General features: G+C 69.1%; 13 protein-coding genes. 8 read left to right on the plus strand and 5 right to left on the minus strand.

Features of this window, described 5'->3' with window-relative positions:
* Positions 1-3: 3 nt before the first annotated feature.
* Complete coding sequence (locus tag QZ853_RS05875; RefSeq protein WP_295571336.1) at positions 4-516, minus strand: hypothetical protein; 513 nt, start codon at positions 514-516, stop codon at positions 4-6.
* A 246-nt stretch (positions 517-762) separates the two neighbouring features.
* On the opposite strand from QZ853_RS05875, the gene QZ853_RS05880 reads away from it, so the two are divergent.
* The 4 genes from QZ853_RS05880 (at position 763) to QZ853_RS05895 (ending at position 5,798) form a co-directional block, all read left to right on the plus strand.
* Positions 763-1,815, plus strand: coding sequence for a hypothetical protein (locus QZ853_RS05880; RefSeq protein ID WP_295571478.1), 1,053 nt, complete (start codon positions 763-765; stop codon positions 1,813-1,815).
* A gap of 93 nt (positions 1,816-1,908) precedes the next feature.
* On the plus strand, positions 1,909-4,398 hold the full coding sequence (locus QZ853_RS05885; RefSeq protein ID WP_295571337.1) for a DEAD/DEAH box helicase: 2,490 nt from the start codon (positions 1,909-1,911) through the stop codon (positions 4,396-4,398).
* Positions 4,395-5,417: a ribonuclease H-like domain-containing protein gene (locus tag QZ853_RS05890; RefSeq protein WP_295571338.1), complete on the plus strand. Its 1,023-nt coding sequence runs from the start codon at positions 4,395-4,397 to the stop codon at positions 5,415-5,417. Before QZ853_RS05885 ends, QZ853_RS05890 begins: the two co-directional genes overlap by 4 nt.
* A 66-nt stretch (positions 5,418-5,483) precedes the next feature.
* The gene (locus tag QZ853_RS05895; protein ID WP_295571339.1) at positions 5,484-5,798 is read left to right on the plus strand and encodes an I78 family peptidase inhibitor; all 315 of its coding nucleotides are present in this window, start codon (positions 5,484-5,486) and stop codon (positions 5,796-5,798) included.
* A gap of 45 nt (positions 5,799-5,843) precedes the next feature.
* On the opposite strand, the gene QZ853_RS05900 is transcribed toward QZ853_RS05895, so the two are convergent.
* Positions 5,844-7,835, minus strand: coding sequence for a M56 family metallopeptidase (locus QZ853_RS05900; protein WP_295571340.1), 1,992 nt, complete (start codon positions 7,833-7,835; stop codon positions 5,844-5,846).
* A 3-nt stretch (positions 7,836-7,838) separates the two neighbouring features.
* A complete protein-coding gene (locus tag QZ853_RS05905) occupies positions 7,839-8,225 on the minus strand; it encodes a BlaI/MecI/CopY family transcriptional regulator (protein ID WP_019661969.1) in 387 nt (128 codons plus the stop codon).
* A 190-nt stretch (positions 8,226-8,415) separates the two neighbouring features.
* Between QZ853_RS05905 and QZ853_RS05910 the strand changes: the two genes are divergently transcribed.
* Positions 8,416-9,528: a serine hydrolase domain-containing protein gene (locus QZ853_RS05910; RefSeq protein WP_295571341.1), complete on the plus strand. Its 1,113-nt coding sequence runs from the start codon at positions 8,416-8,418 to the stop codon at positions 9,526-9,528.
* Here the strand turns inward: QZ853_RS05910 and QZ853_RS05915 are convergent.
* Positions 9,485-10,591 (minus strand): SDR family oxidoreductase, encoded by a 1,107-nt coding sequence (locus tag QZ853_RS05915; RefSeq protein WP_295571342.1) that lies wholly within the window; start codon positions 10,589-10,591, stop codon positions 9,485-9,487. The genes QZ853_RS05910 and QZ853_RS05915 overlap by 44 nt on opposite strands.
* Positions 10,592-10,785: 194 nt before the next feature.
* On the opposite strand from QZ853_RS05915, the gene QZ853_RS05920 reads away from it, so the two are divergent.
* Positions 10,786-11,094 carry a hypothetical protein gene (locus QZ853_RS05920; RefSeq protein ID WP_295571343.1) on the plus strand — a complete coding sequence of 103 codons (309 nt, stop codon included), beginning with the start codon at positions 10,786-10,788 and terminating at the stop codon, positions 11,092-11,094.
* 22 nt (positions 11,095-11,116) lie between these two features.
* Here the strand turns inward: QZ853_RS05920 and QZ853_RS05925 are convergent, their stop codons facing one another.
* Positions 11,117-12,175, minus strand: coding sequence for a DNA topoisomerase IB (locus QZ853_RS05925; RefSeq protein ID WP_295571344.1), 1,059 nt, complete (start codon positions 12,173-12,175; stop codon positions 11,117-11,119).
* Between the two features lie 112 nt (positions 12,176-12,287).
* On the opposite strand from QZ853_RS05925, the gene QZ853_RS05930 reads away from it, so the two are divergent.
* On the plus strand, positions 12,288-12,677 hold the full coding sequence (locus QZ853_RS05930) for an I78 family peptidase inhibitor (protein ID WP_295571345.1): 390 nt from the start codon (positions 12,288-12,290) through the stop codon (positions 12,675-12,677).
* A 174-nt stretch (positions 12,678-12,851) separates the two neighbouring features.
* Positions 12,852-17,306, plus strand: a complete 4,455-nt coding sequence (gene gltB, locus QZ853_RS05935; RefSeq protein ID WP_295571346.1) for a glutamate synthase large subunit — start codon at positions 12,852-12,854, stop codon at positions 17,304-17,306.
* The last annotated feature ends 15 nt before the right edge of the window (positions 17,307-17,321 follow it).

Raw genomic sequence — 17,321 nt, forward strand, 5'->3', positions numbered from 1 at the left:
CGCCTACTTCCCGGCCGAAGGATCACAGCCTTCCTGCTGCTCGCAGAACTGCAGCGCACGCCGCTGCTGCTCGGGGGTCAGCTCCGGCGGCGGCCGTGCGATCGCGGCTTGGATCTGGTCGGGGCCACCGGTGAGCTTGTTGATGCCTCTGGCAGCGGCCACCACGCCCTTCACCACGCCCATCATGATGTAGCCACCGCCCATGCTCACCTGTTCCGGCGATGGCGGCTCGCTCCAGTCGCGGCTGAAACGGTTGTCGCCGAACTTCACCGGGTTCTTGAAGCGGTACAGATCCAGCGCCTCATCCTCGGGCTTGATCGCGCGCACCTCACCCAGGGTCGTGACATCGCCCTGCGGTGGCGCGGGCAGGTCCGGTGGCGCGGCGGGATCGGCAGCCGGCACCTCGCTCGCCGTGGGCGGATCGATCACGGCGTCAACCTGCTGCGCGTGCGCAGTGGCGGCCAGCATCATGCCGGCCAGAAGTGCTCCCTGCAGTTCCCGTCGTGCCACAGCCATCGCCCTGTCTGGTGCGTCCAATCCCCGAGGATACGCATCACGGCTTCAGATTTCGTTGGGCGCAGCGTGAACGTTCAGGGTGCATCCGATCTTGCGTCGTGCGGCACGCAACCTGCGATTTGCAACAATCGTCATTCCCATCGGTGCACCAGGCCGCCACGCTGCCGGGTTTCCCACGCACGCGAGCACCATGGCCCACGTTCCGACACTCCTTCCGCTGCAGATGCGCTGCGGCTGATGCCGCGCGTGGCATTGCTGGTCGGGCTGGCCTTGCTGGTGGCGATGGTCACGGCGGCCCTGCTCGAGTGGGCGTCGCGCATCCGCTGCAGAATGACCGTGCTGCGGCGGAGCAGCGCGCTGCGCATGCTGGATGATCGGGAACGCGCGGCATTGGCGACACTGCGCGTGTTGACCGGCTGCATCCACGACCACCAGGTCCGCAGGCTCAGCGGCGCGTTCACCGCAGGCGCGCGCAGCGCCAACTATCCGGTCTGCGACGGCCAGCTGGCCGGCATTCCCGTGCTGATGCCCCGCCAGGCGTGGCCGCACCTCGCCGACCACAATGACGCCGAGGTGGTGATGGGCAGGCACTGGGCCGTCGTCGTGCGCCTCAATGGTTTCGAGGTGGCATCGCTCCGTCGTCCCGCCGCCGCGCGCATCCGCGGCGAGCGGCGGGAATCACCCGCCGAAGTCGCGATGCGTCGCGGCCCCGGGTTGCGGCCCGCCGCACTGCCGATCACCGCCTTGGCGCTGTGGGCAGCCGTGGACGTGTCCGGCATCCCGGCGCTGCTCATGCTGGTGATTGCCGCAGGTGCCGCGTGGCTGGCGTGGCCACGACACCGCGGTCCGGCAACCGCCCAGCGCGTGCTGCAGCTGCAGGGGCAGCTGCAGGCGTATCGGAAGCGTTCCGATGGCGGGCCGGTATGGCTGCTGGGCACCGACCGGCGCGTGCAGCTCCCCTGGGAATGGGCTGATGCCCGCGCGTTTGCCCAGCGGCGGTCGATGCGGCTGGAGGTCCGCGCCGATGATGGCGCGGTGCTGGGCGCAGGGCCGGGCTGGTGCCTGGCCCGCGATCGGCAGCGCTTTCCGTCCAGTGGCGGGTTCTGGCAGCTGGCTTGGCTGGGCCTGCTGCTGTTGCTGTTGCTTGCCGGCTGGCTGGGCGATCTGCGATGGCTGCCGGTTGTGGCGGTGCTGGCAGCGTGGCATGCGCTGCGATGCATCCTGGCCGTACGCCAGTCCCTCCGCCGCAATACAGCGCTCGCCGCCGACATCACGCAGCGCCCCGCCCCCGGGCACTGAATGGTTCACTGCATCCCGGCACGCGGTCTCACACCCTGAGACCCATCTGTGGTGCCATGTGACCCCTCGCAAACCGTCCCGGCTCCCTCTTCCATGGCCTACGAACTCGCCAAGCGCACGGCCGATGCCGAGCAGAAGCTCGCCACCCGCGACGGCCTGCCCGCGCGCGATGGCGCCCTGCTCAGCGCGCGCCTGCAGCGCCGCTACCACGACCGCATCACCGGCAGCTTCGCCATTCCCGGCCGCGAGGGCCTCTACGCGCCTCTCCCCGATTCGGTACCTCCCGCCCTGGCCGCCGCCCTGAAAGCACGCGGCATCGATCAGCTCTACAGCCACCAGGCCGAAGCGTGGGAGGCCAGCCAGCGCGGCGAACACGTGGCCATCGTCACCCCCACCGCCAGCGGCAAGTCGCTGTGCTACACCCTGCCGGTGGTCAGCGCGGCCATGCAGGACAAGGCCAAGGCGCTGTACCTGTTCCCCACCAAGGCGTTGGCCCAGGACCAGGTGGCCGAGTTGCTGGAACTCAACCGCGCCGGCGACCTCGGCGTGAAGGCCTTCACCTTCGATGGCGACACGCCCGGCGATGCGCGCCAGGCCATCCGCCTGCACGGCGACATCGTGGTATCCAACCCGGACATGCTGCACCAGGCCATCCTGCCCCACCACACCAAGTGGGCGCAGTTCTTCGAGAACCTGCGCTACATCGTCATCGACGAGGTGCACACCTACCGCGGCGTGTTCGGCAGCCACGTCACCAACGTACTGCGCCGGCTCAAGCGCGTCTGCGCGTTCTATGGCGTGCAACCGCAGTTCATCCTGTGCTCGGCCACCATCGGCAACCCGCAGGCGCATGCCGAAGCGCTGATCGAGGCACCGGTCACCGCCATCACCGAATCCGGCGCGCCCAGCGGGCCCAAGCAGGTGCTGCTGTGGAACCCGCCGGTGATCAACCCTGACCTGGGGCTGCGTGCCTCGGCGCGTTCGCAGAGCAACCGCATCGCCCGCATCGCGATCAAGTCCGGGCTGAAGACCCTGGTGTTCGCGCAGACACGGTTGATGGTGGAAGTGCTGACCAAGTACCTGAAGGACATCTTCGACCACGACCCGCGCAAGCCGCCCCGCATCCGCGCCTACCGCGGTGGCTACCTGCCCACCGAACGCCGCGAGACCGAGCGTGCGATGCGCGCGGGCAACATCGACGGCATCGTCAGCACCTCGGCGCTGGAGCTGGGCGTGGATATCGGCAGCCTCGACGTGGTCATCCTCAACGGCTACCCCGGCAGTGTGGCCGCGACCTGGCAGCGCTTCGGCCGCGCCGGTCGCCGCCAGCAGCCCGCGCTGGGCGTGATGGTGGCCAGCTCACAGCCGCTGGACCAGTACGTGGTGCGCCATCCGGATTTCTTTGCCGAGGCCTCGCCCGAACACGCGCGCATCGCGCCGGACCAGCCGCTGATCCTGTTCGACCACATCCGCTGCGCGGCCTTCGAGCTGCCGTTCCGGGTCGGCGATGGCTTCGGCCCGATCGATCCGGAAGTGTTCCTGGAAGCGCTGGCCGAAACTGAAGTCATCCACCGCGAAGGCGAGCGCTGGGAGTGGATCGCCGACAGCTACCCGGCCAATGCAGTCAGCCTGCGCGCAGTGGCCGATGGCAACTTCGTGGTGGTCGACCGCAGCGATGGTCGCCAGCAGATCATTGCCGAGGTCGACTATTCTGCGGCCGCGCTCACGTTGTATGAAGGCGCAATCCACATGGTGCAGTCGACGCCGTACCAGGTGGAGACGCTGGACTGGGAAGGCCGCAAGGCCTACGTCACGCGCACCCACGTGGACTACTACACCGACAGCATCGACTTCACCAAGCTCAAGGTGCTGGACCGCTTCGATGGCGGCGTGGCCGGCCGTGGCGATTCGCACCATGGCGAAGTGCACGTGGTACGCCGCGTGGCCGGCTACAAGAAGATCCGCTACTACACGCACGAGAACATCGGCTACGGCCCGGTGAACCTGCCCGACCAGGAACTGCATACCACAGCAGTGTGGTGGCAGCTGCCGCAGGCGCTGCTGCTGCGCGCGTTCGCCAGCAAGCAGGATGCGCTGGATGGCTTCCTCGGCGCCGCCTACGCACTGCACATCGTCGCCACTGTGGCGGTGATGGCCGATGCGCGCGATCTGCAGAAGTCGGTCGGCAATGGCGATGGTTCCTGGTTCGCGATTGCCGACCAGACCGGCCGTGGCCAGCTGCGCGGCGGCGAGGGTGATCCCGGCGTCGTCGAGCTGCTGCAGGAATTCGTGCCGACGGTGTACCTGTACGACAACTTCCCCGGCGGTGTCGGCCTCAGCGAGCCGCTGTGGCAGCGTCAGGCCGAACTGGTGCAGCGCGCGCGCGAACTGGTGCAGCGCTGCGACTGCAAGGCGGGCTGCCCGGCCTGCGTGGGCCCGGTGCTGGCGGCGCAGGAAGAGGATGACACCTCGCCACGTGCACTGGCGCTGCGCGTGCTCGACCTGTTCGATGCCGAGGCCTGCCAGCACGTGCGCGACGTGGTGGTGACCACGCGCGAGCCGATGGAGCTGCTGGCACCGTGAGCCTGAGCCTGGACAAGCTTCGCCTGCTGCGCAGGCAGGCCGGTGACCCGAAGGCGAGTACGCCGGCCGCGACCGAGCCGCCGCCGGCTGCACCGCCCCCTGTGGCCGCCAACGACGCTCGGCAGCCGGCAGCCGAGCGCTCGGTGTTTGCCTGGGTCGAGCAGGAGATCCGCCACAAACCGACTGGCACGGCAGCACCTTCCACGGCGCCGGCACCGCTGCGGCGGCCGGAAGTGGGCAGCCTGCATCGCTTGCTCGGCCTGCGCACGCGCGGCAATCCTGCGCCGGCACGCGCCAGCGCGCACGACCGGCAGTTGCCCGGCGAAGAGATCGCACCCGGCCTGTTCCTGATCGAATCACTGCAACCGCAGCCGATTCCGGCGCAGCCACTGTCACTGGATTTCGCCCGTCGCGAAGGCCAGCACGTGGCCGCGCGCGACCTGCTGTTCTTCGATACCGAAACCACCGGCCTGGCCGGTGGTACCGGTACCCGCGCCTTCATGATCGGCGCTGCGGACTGGCATGCCTGCCCGCGTCGCGGCGAAGGCCTGCGCATCCGCCAACTGCTGATGTCCACGATGGCCGCCGAGGACGCGATGCTGGCCACCTTCGCCAGCTGGCTGCAGCCGTCCACCGTGTTCTGCAGCTACAACGGCCGCAGCTACGACGCGCCGCTGCTGAAGGCGCGCTATCGGCTGGCCCGGCAACGCGACCCGATCACCGCGCTGGACCATGTGGACCTGCTCTATCCCACGCGCCGGCGCTATCGCGGCAGCTGGGAGAACTGCAAGCTGTCCACCGTCGAACGCCAGCTGCTGCGCGTGGTGCGCGAGGATGACCTGCCCGGTTCGGAAGCACCCGGTGCATGGCTGCGCTTCCTGCGCGGCGGTGACGCGGTGAACCTGCGCCGGGTGGCCGACCACAATCACCAGGACGTAGTGACCCTGGCCCTGCTGCTGCAGCGGCTGGTGCGCGAGGAGCAGCGCGAGCGCGAGACACTGGCGCTGGTCGGGCAGTAAGCGTTGACATGGCCTGACGGTGGCAGCGGTGACACTGCCATCACCATCCACGCTTGGAGCCCGACGATGCGCCTCAGCCCCCTGGCCCTGCTCGCCGTCCTGCCGCTGGCCGCCTGCAGCCATGCCGGCAGTGGTACCACACACGACAGCACGCCACCGCCCGTTGCCGAGGGCGCGCACGAGTGCAAACCGGATTCGCTGGATGCCTTCACCGGCAAGACCGCCGACGAGTCCACCGTGAAGCAGCTGGTGAGCGCCAGCGGCGCGCGCAATGCGCGGGTGGTCAAGCCGGGCATGGCGGTGACCATGGACTTCCGGCAGGACCGCGTGACCGTGCAGGTGGACGCGCAGAACAAGATCGAGCGCGCCAGCTGCGGTTGATGTCCCGCCGGGTAGCGCCGGGCATGGCCCGGCGCTACCGCCGTTTCAGAGCCGCTCGGCCTTGCCGCTGGCCAGTGCGCGGGCGATCACCAGTTGCGCCTGCTGTGCGGCCTGCGCGTGCACCTGCGCCTGGCGTTCGCCCAGTGCGGCCTGCTGGCTGCCCAGCGCCGCCTGGCGGCTGGCCAGTTCGGCCTGCTGGCTGGCCAAGCGGCTCATGTCGCGGGTGCGGCTGGACTGTGCGGCTTGGCTGCGGGCTTCCTGCATCGCGCGGCGTGCCTCGGCGGCAGCCTCACGTGCGGCGTTTTGCGCAATCGCGGCATCGCTGGTCGCCCCCCGCGCCGCCTTCGCGGCTTCGGCGGCGGCTTCGCGATTGATGTCATGCGCGCTCATCGCACTGCGCGCAGCCTCAGCCGCTGCCAACGCCATGCGCCGCGCCTCCTCACCCTGCAGCCGGCCCATCTCGCCCATCTGCTTGCCGAGTGCACTCTGCTGGCGACCAAGCGCGCTCTGCTGCCGGCCCAGTGCGCTCTGCTGCTGCCCCAGGTCGAACGCACCGGCGTAGGCACGCCGCAGCGACTGGATCAGCATCGGGTCACGCACGATGTAGCGCTTGTCACCCTGGCGGAACCACAACGCCGGGCCCTTGCCGAGCTGCTTGCGGGCCAGCGTCACGTCGTCGATGCCGCCGTTGGCGAAGGTGGAATCACCATCGACCAGCACGAACGCCTGCGGCGGCGACGTGCCCAGATCGAGCCGCCCGTAGGTGGTGATGGAGGAACTGTGGGAGGTGCTGTGGCGAACGTCGATGCCAGGGTCGACATCGACATCCACGTCGACCGCCACATCCGCATCGTCCGGGCCGGACAGCTCCTCGACGTCGGCCGGCTCGGCGGGCGGTGCAGGGGCCACCGGGGCCGCCGGCGCGCGTGCCGACATCGGCGGTGCAGGCGGCGCCTTCGGGGCCGGCGGCGCTGGCACCACGGCGGTCGGTGCCGCCGGAGGCGCGGGCGGTGCAGGCGGCACCGGCGCTGCGACCAGCCGCATCGGCGCCACGCCCACCGCAACCACCAGGGCAGTCAGGCCGAGAGCGAGGATGCGCGGGCAGGCACGACGCGGCTGCAGGCTCATCAGGCGGCGCTTCAGGCTGGTGGTGCTCGGCGCAGCGCTGGCCACACCCAGGTGCGGCTGCGGCGCCACGCCCAGCTGCAGCAGCAGGCGGCCATAGGCCTGGCGGCTGGCACCGTGCTGGCCCACCACCGCCGCATCCACCGCTTCCTCGCGGGCCTGAGCATATTCGCGCACCGACAGCCGCAGCAGGGGATGGAAGAAGAACAGGTGCTGCGCCAGCGCGGGCAGCAGGCCCCACTGCAGGTCACGGCGCTGCAGGTGCTGCAGTTCGTGGGTCAGCGCCAGGTCCAGCGCGTCGCCCTGCAGCGCGTTATCGCCGGCCGGCAGCAGCAGCACCGGACGGAACGGCCCGACCAGCTGCGGCGAGTCCACCTGCGTGCTCATCCACAGCCGCGGCGCCGGGCGCACCCCGTGCGCGTCGGAGGCCAGCTGCAGCGCCTGCACCAGCGCCTCGTCCTCGCAGGGATAGGCCGCAGCGAGCAACGCGCGGCAGCGGCGCCATTCGCCGAAGGTGCGCAGCGCCATCAGCAGCACGCCGGACAGCCACAGCGCGGCCAGTGCAACCGCCCACCACGCCACTGCCGGTACTTCCGCGGCAGGCATCGGCATCGCGGCCAGCAGCTGCGCCGACACCTCCGGCGCCAGCGGATGCAGCGTCTCGGTCATCACTTCGGTGGCGGTCATCGCCACGGCCTGCGGGGCCGGCAGCCAGGCCAGCTGCAGCGGCTGGCTCCAGAGCAGCCCGAGCACGGCCTGCAGCGACACCAGCCACCACAGGCGGCAACGGGTCGCCGCCGACAGCGACGGCAGCAAACGGCACAGGCCATACACCAGGGCCACCAGCAGCACGGTCTGCAGGCTGGTCCAGCCCAGCCGTTCCAGCATCGGGATCAGCATCGTGGTGTCCATGGCTCAGCCCTCGTGGCGACGCGATTGGAGTTGGGCGACCAGCGCTTCCAGCTCGGCCAGCTCGTTGTCGCTGACCTGCTGGCGCTGCGACAGGTAGGCCACGAACGGCGACACCGAGCCCTGCAGGGTGTTGTCGACGAACTGGGCCACGGCGCCCTGCAGCACGCTCTGCGGGCCGCGGGTGGCCTGGTAACGGTAGACGCCGTCCTGCTGCCTGCGCTGAAGATAGCCCTTCGCCCTCAGCCGCTCCATCATTGTCAGCACGGTGGAACGGGCCAGGCCACGGGCCTCGCCGTAGCCGCTGGCGACCTCGCCGACGCTGGCCGGCGCATGTTCATCGATGTACTGCAGCAGGGCCAGTTCCTGGTCCCCGATGGTCTTGCCACGCATGACAACACTCCCTTGACTACACGTGTCGTCACTGTCAGCTTGACGACAACTGTAGTCAACCCCCCGGAAGTCACGGTCCGACGAACGGTAGGGCGGCAGGCCAGCTAAACCTTTTCCGCCTTCAGCGCATCCGACCCTCAACCTCCCGCCGGGAATCCGCATGTTCCGCCCAACGCTTCGAGTCGCACTCATGCTCATCAGCGCCCTGCCCTTCGCCGCTGTGTCCGCCAGCCAGGACCAGGCCAACGACCAGACCCGCCGCCTGGTCCGCCGGATCATGCTGGACGAGCGCATTCCCGGACTGCAGCTGGCCGTGGTCAAGGACGGCCAGATAGTGCTCTCCGAAGCCTACGGCCTGGCCAACATGGAGAACGGCGTGCTCGCCTCGCGCGACACCCGCTTCCCGCTCAACTCGGCCACCAAGGCCTTCACCGGGGTCGCCATCGCACAGCTGGCAGAGCAGGGGAGAGTGGATCTGGATGCACCGGCCTCGCGCTACCTGCACGATCTGCCGGCGGCTTGGCGCGAGGTGCGCGTGCGCCAGCTGCTGGCCCACACCTCGGGCCTGCCGGACATCCTCGATGCCAACGGCCTGCTGGGTGGAGGGTCGGAAGCACAGGCATGGACGGCGGTCAGCGCGCGACCGCTCGAAGCGGCACCCGGGCAGCGCTTTGCCTACAACCAGACCAACTACCTGCTGCTGTCGCGGATCATCACGCGGCAATCGGGCATGCCCTACGAACGCTTCCTGGCCACCGCCCAGTTCAGTGGCGCACGCATGGCACGCACCACCTTCGGCGACAGCTATGACCTGATTCCGGATGTGGCGACGATGTACAGCCTGGCGCCGCGCGCTACCGATGCCGCCCACGCGCCGCCGCGCCTGTCGCACTGGTTCTACGACGTGCCGCCGAGCCTGTGGGCCGGCGGCGGCATCCTCACCACTGCCGATGACACCGCACGCTGGCTGGTCGCGTTGACCGAAGGCCGCCTGCTGCAGGACCCGGCGCGGCAGCGCATGTGGACTGCCGAGCGCCTGGCCGACGGTCGCGCCGGTGCATGGGCCGGCGGCTGGCCGGTACTGAACGCCTCGCCCGACCTGCAGGTGGCCGGCATCGGCGGGGCGCGCTCGGCCTTCGTGGTCTATCCCGAGCGCGGCGTGGCGGTGGTGATGCTGACCAACCTGGTCGGTGCCAATCCGCAGCGCTTCATTCCACGCATTGCCGATCTGTACGCGCCCGCCCCGACGGCTGCGGGAGCTACCCCCGCGGCCCGCCCATCACCGGCAGGATCGCTCCGCTGATGTAGCTGGCGCAGGCCGGTGAGGCCAGGAACACGTAAGCCGGAGACAGCTCCTCCGGCTGGGCGGGCCGCCCCATGTCACTGTCCTTGCCGAACTCCGCAACATCTTCGGCCTCCTTGTCGGCGGGGTTCAGCGGCGTCCATACCGGGCCCGGCGCGACGCAGTTGACCCGGATGCCACGCGGCAGCAACTGGCTGGCCAGCGCCTTGGTGAACGCATGGATCGCGCCCTTGGTGGCCGAGTAGTCGATCAGTGCCTTGCTGCCGAACAGGCCGGTCTCCGAGCCGGTGTTGATGATGCTGGCGCCCTCGCCCAGGTGCGGCAGCACCGCGCGTGCCATCTGGATGTAGCCACCGATGTTGGTCTGCAGGGTTTCCTGCAGGTGCGCGTCTTCCAGGTCTTCCAGGCGCTCGCAGTGCAACTGGAAGGCCGCGTTGTTGACCAGGATATCGATGCCGCCGAATTCCTTGGCCACCTGCTTCACCGCCTTGTTGCAGAAGCGCGGATCGCGCACGTCGCCGGCGATTACCACACAGCGTCCGCCTTCGCGTTCCACATGCTGGCGGGTGATGTCCGCGTCCTCGGCTTCATCCAGGTGCAGCACCGCCACATCCGCACCCTCGCGCGCGAACAACACGGCTACGGCACGGCCGATGCCTGAATCACCGCCAGTGATGATCGCGCGCAGGCCCTGCAGCTTGCCGCTGCCGGCGTAGTCGGGCGCCAGGAAACGCGGCGCCAGTTGCAGTTCATGCTCATGCCCTGGTTTGGCGAGCTGCTGCGCGGGCATGGCGTCAGGTTGCCTGCGCGCACCCGCCTGGGTGGCGGTCTTCTTAGTTGCCTTCTTCGCGGCGCGCGCGTCCTTGGCCTTTTCCTGGTCCTGCAGGCGTCGCTGCCGGGAAGCCACACGTGCCGCGCGCGGATCGCTGGCGGCGGCCTTGCGGGTGGCGGTCTTCACCACGCGTGGCCGAGCGGGGTCGGCCACGGCCTTCGTCGCGGTGCTGCCTTTGCGCACCTTGGGCGAAGCTTTGCGGCGGGCGGGGGTCTTTGTAGTGGTGGCCATGCAGGTCTCCTCGGGAGGGAAAGGGGCTGCCGGCCAGCGGCCGGCACTACCGGGGGCGGCATCCGCCGCAACTGCAGTGTCACTATCCGGGTTGTCGGCGGCAGTGAGCGCACCGTGTCCATGATGTGCACGGCATTCATTCCACGACCACGCCTGCCGTCGCACCCTGCACGCACCCACACGAGGACGTCTCCATGAAACATGCCATCGCCACTGCCACTCTTACCCTCGCCCTCGCCGCCTGCAGCAGCACGCCGATGGCCCAGGTGCAGCCGATCGACGGCGTGATTTCCGGCCAGTGCCACAGCGACATGGTGCGCGGCGCACTCGGCCTGGCCGCTTCGGACGCCACCGTTGAACGCGCACGCGTGGACAGCGACAGCCTGCACGTACAGGTGCTGCGTCATGACGGCCCGCGGGTGCCGCCGGCGCACGAAGGCGGTGATCGCCTGACCATCGAGAAGGGCCGTACCAACAACATCACCGCGATCTACTGCGGATAACCGCCGTCGAGCAAGCCCGGCGCTACGTCGCGCCGCCGCGCTTGGACAGCCGCCGCGCGCGGCGCAATAGCTTCAGCGTCGCCTGTTCCCACTGGCGCGGCCCACGCAGGCCCGCCAGTTTCGCCAGTTCGCCGCGCTCCCAGCCGGCGAACACGCAAGGGTCGATATAGGCCTTGCGGCACACCGCAGGCGTGTTGCCCAACTGGGCCGCCACCTTGCACACCACCTCACGCTGCACCTTGGCCAGCGCGCGCTGGCTGGCCGGTTCGGGCAGTTCGGTGGCGGCGAACGCCTGTACTGCAGCCAGGGTGCCGCCCCAGGTACGGAAATCCTTGGCGGTGAAATCCTCCCCCATCACCTCGCGCAGGTAATCGTTGACCGCACCGGAATCGACCGGCTGGATCACACCGTCGTCGTCGCGGTACTGGAACAGGGCCTGGCCCGGCAACTGCTGCACACCGCGCACCAGCGTGCCCAGCCGGCGGTCGCCGACCGTTACTTCATGCAGCTGCCCGGATTTGCCGCGGAAGCGCATCCGCACGCGCCCGCCCCGCAGCAGGTCCAGGTGCCGGTTGCGCAGCGTGGTCAGGCCAAAGGATTTGTTTTCCCGCGCGTAGGTTTCATTGCCGACCCGCACCAGGGTGTCGGCCAGCAGCGCGACCACCACCGCCAGCACCTTTTCGCGCGGGAAGCCGCTGCGCTTGAGATCGCGGCCGAGCCGGCGACGCAGCGCAGGCAGTGCTTCGCCAAAGGCGATCACCCGGTCGAACTTGCCGGCGTCGCGCACCGCGGCCCAGTCGGCATGGTAGCGGTACTGCTTGCGTCCCCGTGCATCGCGGCCGGTGGCCTGAAGGTGGCCATTGGCATGGGCGCAGATCCACACCGCGGTATAGGCCGGCGGAATTGCCAGGGCGCGGATGCGCTGCAGGGTGGCGGCCTCGCGCACGGCATGGCCGTCGGCATCGCGGTAGGCAAAGCCTTTGCCTGCGCGGCGGCGGCTGAAACCGGGCTGGGTGTCATCGACATAGCGCAGGCCGGCGGCGCGCGCGGCCTGTTGTTCCGGGGTGGGGGGCGTTGGCATGGCTGCGAGTGTCGCGGGTGCGGCGCGGTGATCCTGTCGATAACGCAAGACAAACACGTGAGGGTCGGTTCGCCGCTATGCTCAGGCTTTCACAGTCCCTTCCGGAGTCATGATGTCGTTTCCGATTCGCGCCCGTTCGCTCTCCGTCCTGTTGCTGCCGGCCGTGCTGGCCCTGACCGCCTGCCAGGCACCGGCGCTGGATGAACAGGATTCGGCCACGGCCCACGCCCAGCAGGCCGCCGAAGCCGCCAAGGCACCGGCCGACGACGCCGGCAAGGCCACCGAGGCACCGCCGGTTGGCACCTGCGACGCCAGCCAGGTACAGAGCCTGGTCGGCCAGGCCTACACCGATGCCCTCGGCAAGCAGGCGCAGGAAGATGCCGGCGCCAGCCAGGTGCGTGTGCTCAAGCCCAGTGACGTGGCCACGATGGAGTTCCTCGGCGACCGCCTGAACATTGAACTGGACGACAAGGGCGCGGTCAGCGGCGCGCGCTGCGGCTGAGTCCGGCCCCGCGCCGGCACGGGGGTGCCGGCGCGTTCTGTTGCACCTGCAACCGTGTATTGCGGCGTTGCAGCAACCTGTGATCTAGTCGAGGCATCCGGTGGCCTCACGATGCGCTCCAGGGAATGAGCGGGGACGAGTGTCGCCGCCAACCCTATACGCATCGAGGTAGAGATGGCCCCCCGCAACCGCCAAGGGCTTTACGACCCGCGCTCCGAGCGCGATGCCTGTGGATTCGGCATGGTCGCCCAGCTCGACGATCAACCTTCGCGCCTGTTGGTTGATACCGCCATCGCCGCGCTTTCGCGCATGACCCACCGTGGTGGCGTTGCCGCCGATGGCCTGACCGGCGATGGCTGCGGCCTGCTGCTGCGCCGCCCCGATGCGTTCCTGAAACTGCTGGCCAGCGAAGCCGGCATCACCATTGCCGCGCGCTTTGCCGCCGGCCTGGTGTTCCTGCCGCACGCTGCCGATGCGGCGCAGGCCTGCCGCACCCGATTGCAGGAAGAACTGGAAAAGGTCGGATGCCGGGTGGCGGGCTGGCGCGACGTGCCCACCGACGACAGCGTCTGCGGCCAGCTGGCGCGCGACACGCTGCCGCGAATCGAGCAGGTGTTCGTCGATGCCGGAGTCGGCCAGGATGACGCCGGCTTCGCGCTGGCGCTGTTCCTGGCCCGCCGCCGCAGCGAACAGCAGCTGCGCGAGTACGCCGACTTCTACGTCACCACGCTCACCCCGGATTCGATCAGCTACAAGGGTATGGTGCTGCCGGACAAGCTGAGCCGCTTCTACCCGGACCTGCAGCGCCGCGAACTGGCCTCCAGCGCGATCGTGTTCCACCAGCGCTTCTCAACCAACACGCTGCCGCGCTGGCCGCTGGCGCACCCGTTCCGCATGCTCGCCCACAACGGCGAGATCAACACCATTGAAGGCAACCGGCGCTGGGCGCAGGCGCGCAGCAAGGTGTGGAAAACCCCGCGGTTCGACATCGCCGAGTTCGATCCTGTCATCTCCATGCACGGTTCGGACTCGCAGAGCCTGGACAACATGCTGGAGCTGATGGTCGCCGGTGGCATGGAACTGATCCAGGCGCTGCGCATCCTCGTGCCGCCGGCCACGCAGTCGCTGGAGTTCAAGGACCCGGACCTGGCGGCGTTCTACGAGTTCCATGGCCTGAACAGCGAGCCGTGGGACGGCCCGGCCGGCATCGTCGCCTGCGACAGTCGCTACGCCGTGTGTACCCTCGACCGCAATGGCCTGCGCCCGGCGCGCTGGATGCTGACCGCCGACCGCCACTTCCTGGTCGCCTCCGAAGCCGGCGTGTGGGAAGTGCCGACCGAGCGCGTGGTGCGCAAGGGCAAGCTCGGCCCCGGCGAGATGGTGGCCATCGACCTCAAGCGCGGCGACCTGCTCGATTCGGACGCGGTGGATCGCATCAACCGTGGCCGCGCGCCGTACAAGCAGTGGCTGCAGCAGGGCGTGACCTACCTGCAGACCGAACTGATCGATCCGTCGCTGGTGGAAGAGCCGTTCGACGAAGGCACCCTGCGCAGCTACCACAAGCTGTACCAGCTCAGCAGCGAGGAAGTGGAGCAGGTGTTGCGGCCGCTGGCCGAGACCGAGCAGGAGGCCACCGGCTCGATGGGCGACGACACGCCGATGGCCGTGCTCAGCCAGCGCAGCCGCCCGCTCTACGACTATTTCCGCCAAGCCTTCGCGCAGGTCACCAACCCGCCGATCGATCCGCTGCGCGAAGACTGCGCGATGTCCCTGTCCACCCAGCTCGGCAAGGAGACCAACATCTTCCATGCCGGCCCGGAGACGGTGAACCACGTCATCCTCAACTCGCCGGTGCTGAGCCAGCGCAAGCTGCGCCAGCTGCTGAAGATGGACCAGTACGTGCAGGCCAACCGTCTGCTCGACCTGTCCTACAGCGAAGACGAAGGCCTGCGTGCCGGCATCGAGCGCATCTGCACCGAGGCCGAACAGGCTGCGCGCGACGGCATGGTGATGCTGCTGCTGTCCGACCGCTACCCGGTGGCCGGGCGGCCGATGGTGCATGCGCTGCTCGCCACCAGCGCCATCCATCACCACCTCTCGCGCCTGGGCCTGCGCTGCGATGTGAACCTGATCGTCGAGACCGGCACCGCGCGCGACCCGCACCACATGGCCTGCCTGCTCGGCTTCGGTGCCACTGCGGTGTATCCGTATCTGGCCTACCAGACCCTGTTCGATCTGGGCCGCCGCGGCATCCTCAAGCTCAGCAAGGGTGGCGAGCAGTCGCAGATCGGCCGCCGCTACCGCAAGGGCGTCTACAAGGGCCTGTCGAAGATCATCTCGAAGATGGGCATCTGTACCGTGGCCAGCTACCGCGGTGCGCAGCTGTTCGAGATCATCGGCCTGGAACCGGAGGTGGTGGACCTGTGCTTCCCGGATACCGCCTCGCGCATCGGCGGCGCCGGCTTTGCACGCCTGGATGCCGATGCGCGTGAGCTGTGTGCGCAGGCCTGGGACGCGCAGCAGGACGTGGATGTCGGCGGCCTGCTGAAGTACGTGCACGGCGGCGAGTACCACATGTACAACCCGGACGTGGTCACCACCCTGCAGCGCGCGGCGCGCAGCGGTGACCCGCGTGCGTGGCAGCAGTACTGCGATGCCGTGCATGCGCGCCCGCCGTCGGCGCTGCGCGACCTGCTGGAACTGGTGCCGGCGGCCACGCCCGTGCCGCTGGACGAAGTGGCGCCGGCCAGCGCGCTGTTCCCGCGCTTCGATACCGCCGCGATCAGCCTCGGCGCGCTGTCGCCGGAGGCGCATGAAGCCTTGGCGATCGCCATGAACCGCCTCGGCGGCCGCAGCAATTCCGGCGAAGGTGGCGAAGACCCCGCGCGCTACGGCACCGAACGCCGCAGCAAGATCAAGCAGGTGGCCTCCGGCCGCTTCGGCGTCACCGCTGAGTATCTGGTCAATGCCGAAGTGCTGCAGATCAAGGTCGCGCAGGGCGCCAAGCCCGGCGAGGGCGGCCAGCTGCCGGGGCACAAGGTCAACGAACTGATCGCACGCCTGCGCTACGCACGGCCGGGCATTGGCCTGATCTCGCCGCCGCCGCATCACGACATCTATTCGATCGAAGACCTGGCGCAGCTGATCTACGACCTCAAGCAGGTCAACCCGACCGCGCTGGTGTCGGTGAAGCTGGTCAGTCATGCCGGCGTCGGCACGATTGCCGCCGGCGTGGTCAAGGCCGGTGCGGACCTGATCACCATTTCCGGCCATGACGGCGGCACCGGTGCCTCGCCGGTCAGCTCGATCCGCTATGCCGGCGTGCCGTGGGAACTGGGCGTGGCCGAAGCGCACCAGGCGCTGCTGGCCAACGACCTGCGCGGGCGCACCCTGCTGCAGACCGACGGTGGCCTGAAGACCGGCCTGGACGTGGTCAAGGCCGCGCTGCTGGGCGCGGACAGCTTCGGCTTCGGTACCGCGCCGATGATCGTGCTGGGCTGCAAGTACCTGCGCATCTGCCATCTGAACAACTGCGCCACCGGCGTGGCCACCCAGGACGAGCGCCTGCGCGAGAACCACTTCACCGGCCAGCCCGAGCGCGTGGAGAACTTCTTCCGCCTTCTGGCCGAGGAAGTGCGTGGCTGGCTGTCGTACCTGGGCGTGCGTTCGCTGGACGAGATCGTTGGCCGCACCGACCTGCTTCGGCAGATCGAGGCGGCGCCGCGCGACGGCGTGCGCGTGGATCTGTCGCGCCTGCTGGCCGACAGCCGCTACGAGGGCAGCCACTGCGCCGCACAGCGCCTGTACGAATCGCCGGACAGCCTGGCCACGCAGATGGATGGCCTGCTGGCCTCGGCCATCGAGCACAAGCGCGGCGGCGAACACCGCTTCCTGATCCACAACACCGACCGCAGCATCGGCACCCGCCTGGCCGGTGCGGTGGCGCGCGCGCATGGCAACCAGGGCATGGCCGAGGCACCGCTGGAACTGCGCTTCCGCGGCAGTGCCGGGCAGAGCTTCGGCGCTTTCAACGTCGGTGGCCTGCACCTGGAAGTGGAAGGCGAAGCCAACGACTACGTCGGCAAGGGCATGGCCGGCGGCCGCCTAGTGGTACGCCCGCCGCGTGGCGCCCGCTTCGAGGCACGCAGCACCGCGATCATCGGCAACACCTGCCTGTATGGCGCCACCGGTGGCGAGCTGTTCGCCGCAGGTCGCGCGGGCGAGCGCTTCGCGGTGCGCAATTCCGGCGCGCTGGCCGTAGTCGAAGGCGCCGGTGATCACTGCTGCGAGTACATGACCGACGGCGTGGTGCTGGTACTGGGCAAGGTCGGCCTGAACTTCGGTGCCGGCTTCACCGGTGGCCTGGCGTACGTGCTGGACGTCGACCGCGATTTCGTCGACCGCTACAACCACGAGCTGATCGACATCCATCGCGTCTCCGCCGAGGGCTTCGAGAACTACCGCCAGCACCTGCATCGCTTGATCGGCCGCCACCGTGAGCTGACCGGCAGCATCTGGGCGCAGCAGATCCTGGACGAGTTCCGCGATTACATCGGCAAGTTCTGGCTGGTCAAACCCAAGGCTGCCAGCATCGAGTCGCTGACCGAAACCCTGCGCCGCGCCGCCTGAGCGCGCGCACTGCAC

This window comes from uncultured Stenotrophomonas sp., assembly GCF_913778665.1.
Classification (GTDB): domain Bacteria; phylum Pseudomonadota; class Gammaproteobacteria; order Xanthomonadales; family Xanthomonadaceae; genus Stenotrophomonas.

Excerpts from the sequence above, each read along its gene's own strand:
- QZ853_RS05875 (WP_295571336.1), bottom strand. The coding sequence starts at position 516 with ATGGCTGTGGCACGACGGGAACTGCAGGGAGCACTTCTGGCCGGCATG.
- QZ853_RS05885 (WP_295571337.1), top strand. The coding sequence starts at position 1,909 with ATGGCCTACGAACTCGCCAAGCGCACGGCCGATGCCGAGCAGAAGCTC.
- QZ853_RS05895 (WP_295571339.1), top strand. The coding sequence starts at position 5,484 with ATGCGCCTCAGCCCCCTGGCCCTGCTCGCCGTCCTGCCGCTGGCCGCC.
- QZ853_RS05900 (WP_295571340.1), bottom strand. The coding sequence starts at position 7,835 with ATGGACACCACGATGCTGATCCCGATGCTGGAACGGCTGGGCTGGACC.
- QZ853_RS05905 (WP_019661969.1), bottom strand. The coding sequence starts at position 8,225 with ATGCGTGGCAAGACCATCGGGGACCAGGAACTGGCCCTGCTGCAGTAC.
- QZ853_RS05910 (WP_295571341.1), top strand. The coding sequence starts at position 8,416 with ATGCTCATCAGCGCCCTGCCCTTCGCCGCTGTGTCCGCCAGCCAGGAC.
- QZ853_RS05915 (WP_295571342.1), bottom strand. The coding sequence starts at position 10,591 with ATGGCCACCACTACAAAGACCCCCGCCCGCCGCAAAGCTTCGCCCAAG.
- QZ853_RS05920 (WP_295571343.1), top strand. The coding sequence starts at position 10,786 with ATGAAACATGCCATCGCCACTGCCACTCTTACCCTCGCCCTCGCCGCC.
- QZ853_RS05925 (WP_295571344.1), bottom strand. The coding sequence starts at position 12,175 with ATGCCAACGCCCCCCACCCCGGAACAACAGGCCGCGCGCGCCGCCGGC.
- QZ853_RS05930 (WP_295571345.1), top strand. The coding sequence starts at position 12,288 with ATGTCGTTTCCGATTCGCGCCCGTTCGCTCTCCGTCCTGTTGCTGCCG.
- gltB (WP_295571346.1), top strand. The coding sequence starts at position 12,852 with ATGGCCCCCCGCAACCGCCAAGGGCTTTACGACCCGCGCTCCGAGCGC.